Here is a 12948-nt window from a genome sequence, read left to right on the forward strand (position 1 = left end):
CGTCACGTGGTCGTGCGTTCGAGAACTTCCGTCACGACGTGTTCGGCGATGGCGAGCGACGACGTCGCACCCGGGGAGGGCGCGTTCCGGACGTGGATCACGCGGTGCCCCCCGGTGATGACGAAGTCGTCCTCGAGGCTGCCGTCGGCGTTCATCGCCTGGGCGCGAATGCCCCGGGGGCCGCGGGTGACGTCGGAGCGGCGCAGGTCGGGCACATACTTCTGCGCCTCCTTCACGAACTGGCCCGTACTGAGGACGGTGCGGGCCTCGCGGACCGCCGCCGCGGTGTTGTGCGCGGCGAACCGCCAGAATCCGGGAAACCCGACCGCGGACACCACGTCCGATGCCGACCACCCCCGACGGTCGTACGCCTCCCGCCCGAGGGAGAGAAAAGCGTTCGGCCCGAGCATGATTCGCCCGTCGATCCGCTTGGTGAGGTGGACACCGAGGAACGGGTACCGAGGATCCGGGACCGGGTAGATCAGCCCCTTCACGAGTGAGGACCGCTCCGGCTCGAGCAGGAAGTAGTCGCCGAAGAACGGCACCACCCGGGGGGTTCGCGGTTCACCCGACAGCAGCGCCACCCGGTCGGACTGCAGTCCGGCGCACGTGACCACCAGGTCGAAGACCTCACTGCCGTGCCCGGTGGTGACCACCGTTTCCGACGCCCGGCTGTCCAGACCCACGACCTCCCGGCCGAGCAGCACGCGTCCCCCCGCCGCGGCGATGTCCGCGGCGAGGGCCTCCGCGATCGCCACGTAGTCGATGATCGCGGTGTGCGGCGAGTGCACGGCGGCGACCCCGCGGGCGTGCGGTTCGATCTCGGGGATCTCCGCCCCCGCGATCTTGCGGATACCGGGAACCCCGTTGGCCACCGCCCGGTCGAAGATGGCGTCCATCCGGCCCACTTCGGACGCGTCGTGGGCGACCACCACTTTGCCGCACTCCTCGTAGGCCACACCCTTGTCCTGCGCGTACTGCTGCAGGAGGGTGACGCCGCGGCGGCACAGGCGCGCCTTGAGGCTGCCCGGCGGGTAGTACAGACCGGCGTGGACGACGCCGCTGTTGTGCCCGGTCTGGTGGGCCGCGACCCGCGTTTCCTTCTCGAACAGCGTCACCTCGACGGCGTCCATCCGGTGCAGAAGTTCCCGGGCGACCGCCAGACCGATGATGCCGCCGCCGATGACGGCCGCACGAACCTTCGCCATGAGCACCCCTCCGTATACCGTTTTCGAGATACCATCGATGGTATGTCGACCACCCCTCGACGCACGTCTTTTCCCGGACTGGGGAACCTGTCCGATCGGCGTCGAGCGCTGCTGGACGAACTCGTCACCACCCGCCGCGAGCGGGGTCTGACGCAGACGGAGATCGCCGCCCACATGGGCACGTCGCAGTCGGCCGTGGCACGGCTCGAACGCGGCGACGTCGATCCCCGCCTGTCGACACTCGAACGGTATGCCGAGGCCGTGGGCGGGACGGTCGACTGGACGATCTCACCGCACCGGGAGTCACCATGATCTGGCCACCACCCACCCCACCGTCGGTCCCGCCTTTTCACACGCCCTGGCAGCCGGACCCCCGGTTACCGTCGGCACCGATGCCCGTCACGTCCGTCGGCGCTACCGGTGGTCCCGACTGGCTGGCCGAGCGCCTGTTCGACAAGCGGATCGTCTCGCTCACCGGCCGGCTCGACGCGGAGGCCACGAACCGCGCGGCGGCGTCGCTGGCGTTGCTCGACGCGTCCGGCGACGACGAGGTCCAGTTGTGGCTGCAGGGCGTCGACGCCGACGTCGACGCGGCCGCCACGCTCCTCGACACCCTGGACCTGATGGGCGTCCGGCTGCACGTGCACTGCCGCGGCGACGTCCGCGGAACGGCGATCGCTCTCCTCGCGCCTGCCGACCGCCGGACGGCGGCGGCGCACGCCACGTTCCACCTCCTCGAACCGCGGACGTCCTGCACCGGTCCGGCGTCGGACGTCGCCATCGCCGCGGAACAGCACGAGCAACAGCTGCGCAGACTCCAGCAGCGGATCGCCGACTCCTGCCGGCGTCCCGTCGACACGGTGATCGCAGACATGCGGGACCACCGGATCCTCACCGCCGACGAGGCCCGCGACTACGGGCTGATCGACACGATCACCGGTGCGCGCACCGTCGAAGGCGAGTGATCCGGCAGGCGGACCGCGGGCGCGGCTCTTGCGCCCCGCACCTCGGCGGGGGAATCATCCGAGGATGACGGTCGAACGATCGCGCATCACGGTCCACGGGGTCGTGCAGGGGGTCGGTTTCCGCCCGTTCGTCGCGCGACTGGCCGGTGACCTGGGGTTGCACGGCCACTGCGGCAACGACGACGTCAGCGTGTTCATCGAGATCGAGGGCAAGTCCGCGTCGGTGTCGGAGTTCGTGCGGCGGCTCCGCACGGACGCGCCGCCGATGGCCGTGATCGTGGACGCGACGGTCCAGCCCGTGCCGGTGCGCGGGGACGAGTCGTTCCGGATCATCGACAGCAGGCACGTCCCCGGCGCACGGACGCTGGTGTCGCCGGACGTAGCGACGTGCGCGGATTGCCTTCGCGAACTGGCCGATCCGCACGACCGCCGGTATCGGCACCCGTTCGTCAATTGCACCAACTGCGGGCCGCGGTTCACGGTGATCACCGACCTGCCCTACGACCGGCCGAACACCACGATGGCCGAGTTCCCGCTGTGCGCGGCGTGCCTGGCCGAGTACCGCGACCCTGCCGATCGCCGGTTCCACGCGCAACCGGTGTGCTGCCCCGACTGCGGTCCGCACCTGTTCGCCGAGATCGACGGTCGCCGGGTGGACGGGGACGACGCCGTGATCACCGCGGTGCAGGGGGCGTTGCGGGGCGGCCGGATCGTGGCGGTCAAGGGCCTCGGCGGGTTCCACCTCGTGTGCGAGGCCGCCGACGCGTCCGCCGTGGCGACCCTCCGGGCACGCAAGCACCGCCCGGACAAGCCGTTCGCGGTGATGACGGCAGACCTGTCCATCGCCGCCGAACTGTGCGAGATCTCCGAACCCGAGAGCGCGCTGCTGCGGCACGCGGCCCGGCCGATCCTGTTGCTGCACAAGCGGAATACTGCCACGATTGCCGACGGAATCGCGCCCGGGATCGACGACCTCGGCGTGATGCTGCCGTACACCCCCCTGCATCACCTGCTCTTCACCCGGACCCCCGGCAGCGACGTCGACCCACCGCGGGTGCTGGTCATGACGTCCGGCAACCTCAGCGGCGAACCGCTGTGTTTCGACAACGACGACGCCCGTACCCGGCTGCGGGACATCGCCGACGTGTTCCTGATGCACGACCGCCGGATCGCGGTGCCGTGCGAGGATTCCGTGCTGGCGGTGGCGGATGCGGCGGTGCTGCCGATCCGGCGCTCGCGCGGGTTCGCGCCGCTGCCGGTGGTGCTGCCCGCGCACGGCCCGGAGATCCTGGCGGTGGGCGCGGAGATCAAGAACACCTTCTGCCTGACCCGGCAGGACTACGCGTTCTGTTCGGCGCACCTCGGAGACATGGGCAGCCTGGAGAGTCAGCGCGCCTTCGAGACGTCGGTGCGGCAGCTGACGCAGCTGCACGGCATCACCCCGGAGGCCGTGGTCGCCGACCGGCACCCCGGATATTCGACGCGCCACTGGGCCCGGCGCTACAGCGACAGCACCGGCGTCCCGCTGCTCACCGTGCAGCACCACCACGCGCACGTCGCATCGCTGATGGCCGAACACGGACTGGTCGGGACGACGGTGCTCGGTGTCGCGTTCGACGGGACCGGGTACGGCTGCGACACCACCGTGTGGGGCGGCGAACTCCTCCTCGTCGGCCCGGACATCCTCGACTCGCGGCGGGTCGGACACGTGCAGCCGTTCTCACTGCCGGGTGGCGACGCGGCCGTCCGGAATCCGGTGCGGGTGGCACTCGCGCTGCTGCACGAGTGCGGCATCACCGACGTCGGCGGACTGCCCTGCGTGACGGCGATCCCCGCCGCGGAACGCGCGGCCGTGGAATCGCAACTCGTCTCGGGTGTCGGATGCATCAGGACGACGAGCGCGGGCCGCCTGTTCGACGGCGTCGCGTCGCTGCTCGGGGTCCGGCACCGCGTCACGTACGAGGCGCAGGCGGCCATCGAACTCGAGGCCCTCGCCCGGACCGCCCCGCACCCCGCGCCCCTCACCATGCAGGTGGAGAACGACCAGCTCACTCTGCCTCTTCTGGTGTCCGGCATCGTCACAAGTCTGCGCGACGGAACCCCGCCCGCGGCGCTCGCGCTCGGCTTCCACCATGCCCTCGCGGGCGCGACGGCGGACCTCGTCGACCGGGCCGCCACCGCGACCGGTGCGTCGACGATCGGGCTGACCGGAGGAGTCTTTCAAAACCGTTTATTCCTCGCACTGGTGAGAGCACACTGGGAGAGCAGCGGTTATCGAGTCCTCACCCACCACCGGGTGCCTCCCAACGACGGAGGACTCTCCCTCGGCCAGGCGGTGATCGGTGCCGCGGCAACCATGCGCGGACCGTGACGTCGGCAGCCCCCGACCGGACGGCCCGGGACGGGAGCTAGTGAATGACCACCACCGCAGAGGCGGGCGGGCACCTCGTCGACACGGACCTGTCCGCGGATCTCGCCGCCGCGGCGTTGTCGCTCGCCCGCAAATTCCATGACGGGGCGACGCTCTGGGTGATCTCACCGCAGTGGGAACCGCACGCCCATCACGTCGCCGTCGAATTCGTCCATCCCGTGATCATGGGCAAACGGGCGCTGCCGTCGGTGGCCCTCGTCGAACCCGATCCGGTGGCGCAGGCCCGGGTGGCGAGCAGGCCCGGCGACATCCTGCTGGCGGTGGCGTCGGCGAACGAACCCGCCGTGGTCGACGCCATGCGCCGCGCACCGGCGTGGGGGGCGATGACGATGTGGATCGGGGCGGGCCCGCGGCCACCGGCCGGCGCGGCGAACCACATCCTCTGGGTCGACTCGGACGACCCGATGGTCCCCGCCACCGGACGGTTCGTCCTCATGTACCACCTGCTGTGGGAACTCACGCACGTCTGCTTCGAGCACTCGGGACTGCTGAAGCCCGACGCCGAGGAGTGCGACGAGACGGTCTGCGTCACGTGCAGCGACGAGGGCCGTCTCGGTGAAGTGGTGATCGAGCCCGCCGAACCCCTCGGCCCCGCCCTGGTCCGCACGGCCGCCGGCGAGGAATGGGTGGACGTCAGCGTCCTCGGCGACGTCCGGCCCAACGACCTCGTCCTGGTGCACGCGGGCGCGGCGATCACGCGACTCGACGACACGAGTCCGGAGGCGAACCGATGACCACCCACGACTCGGAGAGCACCAGCTTCCTCTACCCGTTCATCGACTCGGAGGAAACCGACGCCCAGAGCCTCCTCGACGACCTCGCCGCATCCGCCCGTGGGAAGGCCGCCGAGAGCGCGCGCCTGCAGAAGGCGTCCCTCGACGAGTACGGGGACGGTCTCACGGCGGCCGGGATCGATATGGCCGACCGGTTCCGCCGCGGCGGCCGCCTCTACACGTTCGGCAACGGCGGCAGCTCCACCGACGCCGCCACGCTGGCGTCGCTGTTCAGCCGTCCCGCCCGCGGACGCCCGGTGGCGGCCTGGTCGCTCGCCGCCGATCAGGCCGTGGTGACGGCGCTCGGCAACGACGTGGGCTTCGATCTGATCTTCAAACGGCAGATCATCGCCCACGCCCGGGACCGCGACGTCGCGATCGCGCTGTCGACGTCGGGGAACTCGGACGACCTGATGACCGCGCTCACCGAGGCGAAGCAGCGGGGGCTGTTGACCATCGGGTTCGCCGGGCACGAGGGCGGCCGGATGGCGGCGATGGCGTCCGCAGGCGAACTCGATTTCTGCTACACCGTCCATTCGCAGAGCATCCACCGGATTCAGGAGAGCCACGCGATGCTCGGGTACCGGCTGTGGTCGGTGGCCCAGGAACACATGACGCGGCCCGCTCCCAACTCCGTGGAGGCTTCATGAGCACAACTGAACCGGCCACGTCGGCGGAACGCGAAGACCGGGTGCTGGAGCGGATCGACAAGTTCCGGCAGCGCAGGCCCCGGCTGCTCGACGAGGTGGTGACACTCGCCCACGGTGCGGGCGGAAAGTCGTCGGCCGCGCTCGTCGACGCGGTGTTCGTCGAGGCGTTCCGCAACGAGGAACTCGAGCAACTCGGCGACGCCGCTGCGCTCACCATGCCCTCGGGTGAGCGGCTCGCGTTCTCCACCGACTCGTACGTGGTTCAGCCGCTGCGGTTTCCCGGCGGTTCCATCGGGCATCTCGCGGTGCACGGGACCGTCAACGATCTCGCCGTGTCCGGTGCGCGCCCGCGGTGGCTGTCGGCGGCGTTCGTCATCGAGGAGGGTTTCCCGATCGCCGAACTGCGGGAGATCGTCGCCGACATGAGCGAGGCGGCCGTCCTGTCCGGGGTGCAGATCGTCACCGGCGACACCAAGGTCGTCGGCAAGGGCGCCGCCGACGGGGTCTACATCTCCACCGCCGGCGTCGGTGTCATCCCGGAGGGCAGGCGGCTGTCGCCCGACCTCGTGCGCGCGGGCGACAAGGTGCTGCTGTCGGGCACGATCGGCGCACACGGGATGGCCGTGATGCTCGCCCGCGGCGACCTGGCCATCGAGGCCGACATCGCCTCCGACACGGCCCCCGTCAATTCCCTGGTGGAGACGCTGCTGGAGGCGGCCCCGTCGACGCGGTGGATGCGCGACGCCACCCGCGGCGGCGTCGGCACCGTGTGCAACGAACTGGCCCATGCCTGCCAGCTCGCCGTGATCATCGACGAGCAGTCGCTGCCCATCGAGCCTCAGGTGCTCGGTGCCTGCGACATGCTCGGCATCGACCCGCTGTACGTCGCGAACGAGGGCAAGTTCGTCGCCATCGTCGCGGCGGAGGAGGCGGACGCGGCCGTCGCGGCGCTGCGAGCCCACCCGCGGGGAGCCGACGCGACCGCGGTGGGCGAGATCCTGGCCGAACCGCCGGGAATCGTCGCACTGCGAACCTCGTTCGGCGGCAGCCGGATCGTCGACATGCTCGTCGGTGACCCGCTCCCCCGAATCTGCTGAAGAACAGCCCGAGAAGGAGAACCACGATGTGTCTGGGGATACCCGGTCAGGTGGTCGACATCGTCGACGCCGAACAGCATCTGGCCAAGGTGGACGTGAACGGCGTCCAGAGAACGATCAGTGTGCGACTGCTCGCCGAAGAGGGTCTCGTCGTCGGTGACTGGGTGCTCGTGCACGTCGGCTTCGCGATGGCGAAGATCGACGAGATCGAGGCGCAGCTGACGCTGGATCAGGTGCAGAAGATGGGCGCCGACTACGTGAACGAGATCGACGCGTTCAACTCGTCCGAAATCGCGTGACAACAGCAAGAACGAGGTAACAGGGATGAAGTTCGTCGACGAATTCCGGGACCCGGCGGCGGCGCGCGCCCTGGTCAAATCCATCACCGAACTGGCCCGCGGTGACGAGTTCAAGTTCATGGAGGTGTGCGGCGGGCACACCCACACCATCTACCGGCACGGCATCGAACACCTGCTTCCGGAGTCCGTGGAGTTGGTGCACGGCCCCGGATGCCCGGTGTGCGTCATCCCGATGGGCCGAGTCGACGACGCCATGTGGCTGGCCGAGCAACCCGACGTCATCTTCACGACGTTCGGCGACATGATGCGGGTGCCCGGATCCAGGGGAAACCTCATCGAGGCGAAGGCCCGCGGCGCGGACGTCCGCTTCGTGTACTCGCCGCTGGACGCGCTGAAGGTGGCCCTCGACAACCCCGACCACCAGGTGGTGTTCTTCGCCGTCGGGTTCGAGACCACCGCGCCGTCCACCGCGGTGACCCTGGTGCGCGCGCGGGCGCTGGGCGTGCAGAACTTCAGCGTGTTCTGCAACCACGTCACGATCGTTCCGCCGATCAAGGCCATCCTCGAATCCCCCGACCTGCGGTTGTCGGGTTTCCTCGGCCCGGGCCACGTGTCCACCGTGGTGGGGCTGCGGCCGTACCGGTTCGTGTCCGAGGTGTACGGAAAGCCGATGGTGGTCGCGGGCTTCGAGCCTCTCGACATCCTCGCGTCGGTGCACATGCTGCTCCAGCAGATTCGCGAGGGCCGCTGTGAGATCGAGAACCAGTACAAGCGGGTGGTGCGCGCGGAGGGCAACGTGCAGGCACTGAAGCTGATGGCCGAGACGTTCGAACTGCGCCCGCACTTCGAATGGCGCGGACTCGGTTTCATCTCGCAGAGCGCGCTCAAGGTCCACCGGAACTACGCCGAGTTCGACGCCGAGGAGAAGTTCTCGATGCCGGGTGTGCGGGTGGCTGATCCGAAGGCCTGCCAGTGCGGCGAGGTCCTCAAGGGCGTCATCAAACCCTGGGAATGCAAGGTGTTCGGGACGGCGTGCACCCCGGAGACTCCGATCGGCACGTGCATGGTCTCCCCCGAGGGTGCGTGCGCCGCGTACTACAACTTCGGCCGGCTCCACCGCGAGACGGCGCAATTGCTGGGTCAGCGAGGCTGACCAGGTGATCCCTCCCGGGCACCGCGTGTTCGCGCAGTACGCGCACGCCCCGAATGCCCTGGGGTACTGCGGTCCTCCCGGCTCGGAGCGACTGCAGGCCGTCGCGTGCGGCGGCACGCCGGAGACCGATGTGGTGGCGATGGCGAGGCAGTTCAGCGGCGCGTGGCCGTACCAGGAGGTGATCGCCCGGCTCGCCGGAATCGCGGACCCATTGGACGAGAGGGTTGTCCGGGGGTACTGGATCGCGGACGAACTCTCCGACCACATCGACCGGGCCGAGTTCGGCTCCGCCCTGCTGTCCCGCCTCGCGTCGCAGGCCGGTCACTACTGGAAGCACCTCACCTCGGACCTGCTCGGGGAGGCGGCGCCCACCCACAACTTTCACGTGTTCGGGGTGTACCCGTGGTCGCGGCTGCTGGACACCGGAATGCCGCAGCCACTGCAGGTTCTCGACTCCTGCCGCATCCGCTGGGGTGAGGTGGTGGGGGTCGACACCGATCGTGCGCTTGTCCGGTCGCGCCGCCTGTCGTGGGACGGAACCCGGCTGTCGCTCGGCCCCGAGCAGGACGACCCGGCCGACTACCGCGTGCCCGAGGGAACTTTCGTGCACGATCTCGCCGTGGGCGACCGGGTGGCGGTGCACTGGGATTTCGTGTGCGACCGCCTCGACCCGGACCAGGTCGAGCGGTTGGCCCGGCAGACGGAATGGCAACTTGCACAGACCAATCGACGACTCGACCGGGAGGTGACCACCACTTCACCGAAACGGACCGACGGGAACGTTTCCCGGTTACCATGACTACAACTCACGGCCTGTGGCCGGATCGGAGCCGACATGAAGAAGATTCTCAATTCCCTGTCCGAGGACGAGTTCGTGCTGATTCGCGAGACCAAGAAGGCGCAGATGGCCGGCTTGGACGAGGACAAGCTGATCAAGCTGCACACCCGCGTTCGCCGCGCCCGCAACAAGCACGTCAAGCTGTACCGCCAGGAAGGCGCAGCGAAGGTCGAGGACAAGGGAGCGCGTGGGGCCGGTAAGGCGGCCAACGTCCGCAACGCCGACAAGGCCGAAGTCTTCGAGGCAGCACTCAGCCGGGTGAGCCGCCAGTTGGCGACGGCGGCACGCGCCAGCGCTCAGGACTTGAAGGACGAACGACTCGCCCGCGCCCGCAGCGACTCCCCCTCCTTCAGCGAACTCGGCGACAGTGACGGCAAGGTCGGCTCGTCCGGCAAGGCCCGCGTCGACGCCACCCGGAAATCGTCCGGCCGCAAGAAATTCGAAGCCTCCACCATCGCCGCGGGCGCACGGAAACAAGCGAAGAAGGACAAGCGGTAAACCGGCGTCAGACGCGCACGACACGCATCCCTGCGGCTTCGAAGGACGCCGTCTCCCCGATGTCGGCGGAGTCGTCGGTGACGATGGTGGTTCCGGGTGGGATCGGCGCCCACGCATGGAACGGGCGCTGCCCGAGTTTTGCCGCGTGCGCCAGCACGTACACCTCGTCCGCGCGGGCGATCATGATTTCCTTGAGGCGCGTCTGCTCCAGTTCGGCTTCGCAGATGCCCAGATCCGCGGTGACGGCATCCGCCCCGAGGAACGCGCGATCGAACGTGACACGTTGGAGGGTGGCCTCCGCCAGCGGTCCGACGAACCCCTGACTGAGATGGCGGAGTGTTCCCCCGATGCACTCGACGCGCACGGAGTCGGCGTCGGCGAGCGATTCGAGGGCGGTCAGACCGGCCGCGATGACCGTGATGTCTTCGATGTCGCGCAGAAACTCCCCCATCGCACCCACCGTGGTGCCCGCGTCGAGCAGGATGGTCTCGCCCGGCCGGACCTGGCTGGCGGACCATTCCGCGATAGCGCGCTTCGCGTCGAAACCCTCGAGAGCGCGCTGGCGGAGTGACGATTCCTGCTGGGGGTCGAGCGCGATGGCGCCACCGTAGGTGCGGGCGATCAGCCCCTGGGAAGTGAGCTGGCTCAGGTCCCGCCGGATGGTGGAGGCGGTGACACCGAACTGTGCCGACAGGTCGTCGACGCTGGCCAGCCCGCTCGACCGGGCCAGCCGCACGATCTCGGATCGGCGTGCTTCCGACTCGCGAACCGCCATGTTTCGTCCCCCTACTTCACAACCGCTGTGCTGGTTGCCAATTCGGCAGCCTGACGAAGAGCTTCGACCATACTACCGGCCTCCGCAATACCCTTGCCTGCGATGTCGAAGGCGGTGCCGTGGTCGACGGACGTCCGGATGACGGGCAGCCCGACCGTGATGTTGACACCCGCCTCGATGCCGAGGACCTTCACCGGCCCGTGCCCCTGATCGTGGTACATCGCCACGATCAGGTCGTAGTCGCCGCGTCCCGCGAGGAAGAATGCGGTGTCGGCAGGCAGGGGTCCGTGGACGTCGATGCCGTCCGCCTTCAGCAGCTCGACCGCGGGAATGATCTTCTGCTCCTCCTCCCCGTAGCCGAACAGCCCGTGCTCGCCGGCGTGCGGATTGATGCCGCACACCCCGATCTTCGGTTCCGGGATTCCGGAGCGCACGAGCGCCTCGTGCCCACGCCGGATCGTCCGCTCGACGAGTCCGGGTTCGATCTTCGCGACGGCGTCGAGCAGGCCGATGTGGGTGGTCACGTGGATCACCTTCAGCTTCGGCGTCGACAGCATCATGGACACCTCCTCGGTGCCGGTGAGGTGCGCGAGGAGTTCCGTGTGCCCCGGGAAGATGTGGCCTGCGGCGTGCAGGGCCTCCTTGTTGAGCGGGGCCGTGCAGATGGCCTGCACCTCCCCGCGCACCGCGAGTTCGCTGGCGACGCGGATGTACTCGTACGCGGCGTGACCGGCGACCGGGGACAGTTCGCCCCACGCCAGGTCTTCGGGCAGGAGGTCGAGATCGATGACGTTGACGCGCCCGGGCACCGACTGCGCGTCGGCGATCGATTCGACGGTCACGATGTCGACGTCGATGCCGAGCACGTTCGCCGCGAGACGCAGCCGCTTCGCATCGCCGATGACGACGGGCTTGCACCAGGACAGGGTGGCCTCGTCCAGCAGGGCGGGGACGATCACCTCGGGGCCGATTCCGGCGCCGTCGCCCATGGTGACGGCGACGATGGGCAGGTTCGCGGTATCGGTTGACGCGCTCATGTGAGGTCCTCGCTGTGTGGGAGTGTGGGTGGGCGGCTCATGGCCGCGCAGGTAGGCCGCGATCGCGGAGAGACTGGTGGTGTCGCCGAAGCTGCCGGGCTTGGTGACGACGCGACGGCCGTCGGACGCGACGGAGGCGACGGCGCCGTGGTGCACCTCGTGGACCGGCCGGAGTGACGTGATGCCCAGCGCGTCGACGATGGCCCGCGCCGTCTCCCCGCCGGTGAGCACAAGATCGGAGCGGTGGCCGTTCTGCAGGGCGGCGACCAGTCGGCCGAGCGCCGCCGACAGCGTCCGCGCGTTCGACGGGTCGACGTCTCCGGTGACCGTCAGGACTGCGTGACCGCTGTCGAGTGCGCGGCTCAGGGGCCCGGTGTCGACGTCGCCGAGGAGAAGGTTGCGGGCGCCGACGGGGATGTGCCGGGCACCGTCGGCGACGAGTGATGCAACCTGTTGCACAGCAATGGGTTCCGCCGTTCCGACGACGGTCAGGACGGAGTCCGCGGGCGTGACCGCGGGAGCGGTGACGTCGCGTCGGGGCAGGGTGCGCGCCACGGCCGCGGCGAGGGCGGACGTCCCGGCCAGTCGCACTCCGGGAATGGTGCGGCAGGCCAGGACGATCGAGTCGAGGTCGGTCTCGGTCTCGACGTCGCAGATCGCGATGGCGCCGTCGGACGCCGCGCGGGCCAGCGCCTGGCCGACGCCGGGACCGCGGGGCACGCACCGCGTGGGACGGCCCGGGAAGAGTGCGGCCACCGATTCCGGCGGCGGGGTGGGTTCCGCCGACCAGACGCCGGCGGCATGGAGTGGCGTCGAACCGACGTGCACGACGCCGCCGCGCACGGTCCGGTCGAGTGCGGGCAGGCCCGCCGCGAAAACCACCGGACCGCTGTCGGCGAGAATTCCCACCTCGGCCCCGATGTTCCCGCGCAGAAGTGAGTCGATCTTCTTCACCACGAGCGTGCCGGACGGAACGCCGTCGAGGGCACGGCGCATCGTCCGGGCCGCACCCTCGGCGCTCATCGACCGGGTGTCGAGATCCGCGATGACGACTCCGCCCGCCGCGTGCGCCTCGCCGGCGCCGAGAAGAAGCGACAGGGGCGCACTCCGGTCGAGAAAGGCGCTCGCCACTTCCGCCGCACCGGACAGGTCGTCGGCGAAGACCGCGACGGCCGGATCCGGTCCGATCGAGTTCGGTCTCATGACGCCGCCTTTGCCCGATTA

General features: G+C 69.5%; 13 protein-coding genes. 10 read left to right on the plus strand and 3 right to left on the minus strand.

The genetic code is table 11. The features are described 5' to 3' along the window. Positions 1-2: 2 nt before the first annotated feature. Entirely contained in the window at positions 3-1208 is a 1206-nt protein-coding gene (lhgO, locus tag BLV94_RS21820; RefSeq protein WP_072938905.1) for an L-2-hydroxyglutarate oxidase, read from the minus strand. 42 nt (positions 1209-1250) lie between these two features. Here lhgO and BLV94_RS21825 point away from each other — a divergent pair, with 42 nt between their 5' ends. The 10 genes from BLV94_RS21825 (at position 1251) to BLV94_RS21870 (ending at position 9912) form a co-directional block, all read left to right on the plus strand. Continuing rightward, a complete protein-coding gene (locus BLV94_RS21825) occupies positions 1251-1520 on the plus strand; it encodes a helix-turn-helix domain-containing protein (RefSeq protein WP_072938908.1) in 270 nt (89 codons plus the stop codon). An 80-nt stretch (positions 1521-1600) separates the two neighbouring features. After that, the gene (locus BLV94_RS21830) at positions 1601-2173 is read left to right on the plus strand and encodes an ATP-dependent Clp protease proteolytic subunit (RefSeq protein ID WP_072938910.1); all 573 of its coding nucleotides are present in this window, start codon (positions 1601-1603) and stop codon (positions 2171-2173) included. A gap of 64 nt (positions 2174-2237) precedes the next feature. Next, complete coding sequence (gene hypF, locus BLV94_RS21835; protein ID WP_072938913.1) at positions 2238-4544, plus strand: carbamoyltransferase HypF; 2307 nt, start codon at positions 2238-2240, stop codon at positions 4542-4544. 44 nt (positions 4545-4588) lie between these two features. Further along, entirely contained in the window at positions 4589-5338 is a 750-nt protein-coding gene (locus BLV94_RS21840) for a hydrogenase assembly protein HupF (protein WP_072938914.1), read from the plus strand. Further along, positions 5335-6027 carry a D-sedoheptulose-7-phosphate isomerase gene (locus tag BLV94_RS21845; protein WP_072938917.1) on the plus strand — a complete coding sequence of 231 codons (693 nt, stop codon included), beginning with the start codon at positions 5335-5337 and terminating at the stop codon, positions 6025-6027. The genes BLV94_RS21840 and BLV94_RS21845 overlap by 4 nt, the downstream gene beginning before the upstream one ends. After that, positions 6024-7124, plus strand: a complete 1101-nt coding sequence (gene hypE / locus BLV94_RS21850; protein ID WP_072938920.1) for a hydrogenase expression/formation protein HypE — start codon at positions 6024-6026, stop codon at positions 7122-7124. The genes BLV94_RS21845 and hypE overlap by 4 nt, the downstream gene beginning before the upstream one ends. Positions 7125-7150: 26 nt before the next feature. Next, complete coding sequence (locus BLV94_RS21855; RefSeq protein ID WP_005244643.1) at positions 7151-7423, plus strand: HypC/HybG/HupF family hydrogenase formation chaperone; 273 nt, start codon at positions 7151-7153, stop codon at positions 7421-7423. Between the two features lie 25 nt (positions 7424-7448). Then, entirely contained in the window at positions 7449-8576 is a 1128-nt protein-coding gene (hypD, locus tag BLV94_RS21860) for a hydrogenase formation protein HypD (protein ID WP_072938922.1), read from the plus strand. Positions 8577-8583: 7 nt separating this feature from the next. Continuing rightward, entirely contained in the window at positions 8584-9375 is a 792-nt protein-coding gene (locus BLV94_RS21865; protein ID WP_072939530.1) for a DUF6390 family protein, read from the plus strand. Positions 9376-9411: 36 nt separating this feature from the next. Further along, positions 9412-9912 (plus strand): hypothetical protein, encoded by a 501-nt coding sequence (locus BLV94_RS21870; protein WP_072938925.1) that lies wholly within the window; start codon positions 9412-9414, stop codon positions 9910-9912. 7 nt (positions 9913-9919) lie between these two features. Here the strand turns inward: BLV94_RS21870 and BLV94_RS21875 are convergent, their stop codons facing one another. Together BLV94_RS21875 and pdxA are read right to left on the minus strand one after the other, a co-directional pair. Continuing rightward, positions 9920-10687 carry a DeoR/GlpR family DNA-binding transcription regulator gene (locus BLV94_RS21875; protein ID WP_072938927.1) on the minus strand — a complete coding sequence of 256 codons (768 nt, stop codon included), beginning with the start codon at positions 10685-10687 and terminating at the stop codon, positions 9920-9922. Positions 10688-10698: 11 nt separating this feature from the next. Further along, positions 10699-12927: a 4-hydroxythreonine-4-phosphate dehydrogenase PdxA gene (gene pdxA / locus BLV94_RS21880; protein ID WP_072938930.1), complete on the minus strand. Its 2229-nt coding sequence runs from the start codon at positions 12925-12927 to the stop codon at positions 10699-10701. Positions 12928-12948 lie beyond the last annotated feature (21 nt).

This window comes from Rhodococcus koreensis, assembly GCF_900105905.1.
Taxonomy (GTDB): Bacteria; Actinomycetota; Actinomycetes; order Mycobacteriales; family Mycobacteriaceae; genus Rhodococcus_F; species Rhodococcus_F koreensis.

Excerpts from the sequence above, each read along its gene's own strand:
- BLV94_RS21845 (WP_072938917.1), top strand. The coding sequence starts at position 5,335 with ATGACCACCCACGACTCGGAGAGCACCAGCTTCCTCTACCCGTTCATC.
- BLV94_RS21840 (WP_072938914.1), top strand. The coding sequence starts at position 4,589 with ATGACCACCACCGCAGAGGCGGGCGGGCACCTCGTCGACACGGACCTG.
- pdxA (WP_072938930.1), bottom strand. The coding sequence starts at position 12,927 with ATGAGACCGAACTCGATCGGACCGGATCCGGCCGTCGCGGTCTTCGCC.
- BLV94_RS21855 (WP_005244643.1), top strand. The coding sequence starts at position 7,151 with ATGTGTCTGGGGATACCCGGTCAGGTGGTCGACATCGTCGACGCCGAA.
- BLV94_RS21875 (WP_072938927.1), bottom strand. The coding sequence starts at position 10,687 with ATGGCGGTTCGCGAGTCGGAAGCACGCCGATCCGAGATCGTGCGGCTG.
- hypF (WP_072938913.1), top strand. The coding sequence starts at position 2,238 with ATGACGGTCGAACGATCGCGCATCACGGTCCACGGGGTCGTGCAGGGG.
- BLV94_RS21830 (WP_072938910.1), top strand. The coding sequence starts at position 1,601 with ATGCCCGTCACGTCCGTCGGCGCTACCGGTGGTCCCGACTGGCTGGCC.
- hypD (WP_072938922.1), top strand. The coding sequence starts at position 7,449 with ATGAAGTTCGTCGACGAATTCCGGGACCCGGCGGCGGCGCGCGCCCTG.
- BLV94_RS21825 (WP_072938908.1), top strand. The coding sequence starts at position 1,251 with ATGTCGACCACCCCTCGACGCACGTCTTTTCCCGGACTGGGGAACCTG.
- hypE (WP_072938920.1), top strand. The coding sequence starts at position 6,024 with ATGAGCACAACTGAACCGGCCACGTCGGCGGAACGCGAAGACCGGGTG.
- BLV94_RS21870 (WP_072938925.1), top strand. The coding sequence starts at position 9,412 with ATGAAGAAGATTCTCAATTCCCTGTCCGAGGACGAGTTCGTGCTGATT.
- lhgO (WP_072938905.1), bottom strand. The coding sequence starts at position 1,208 with ATGGCGAAGGTTCGTGCGGCCGTCATCGGCGGCGGCATCATCGGTCTG.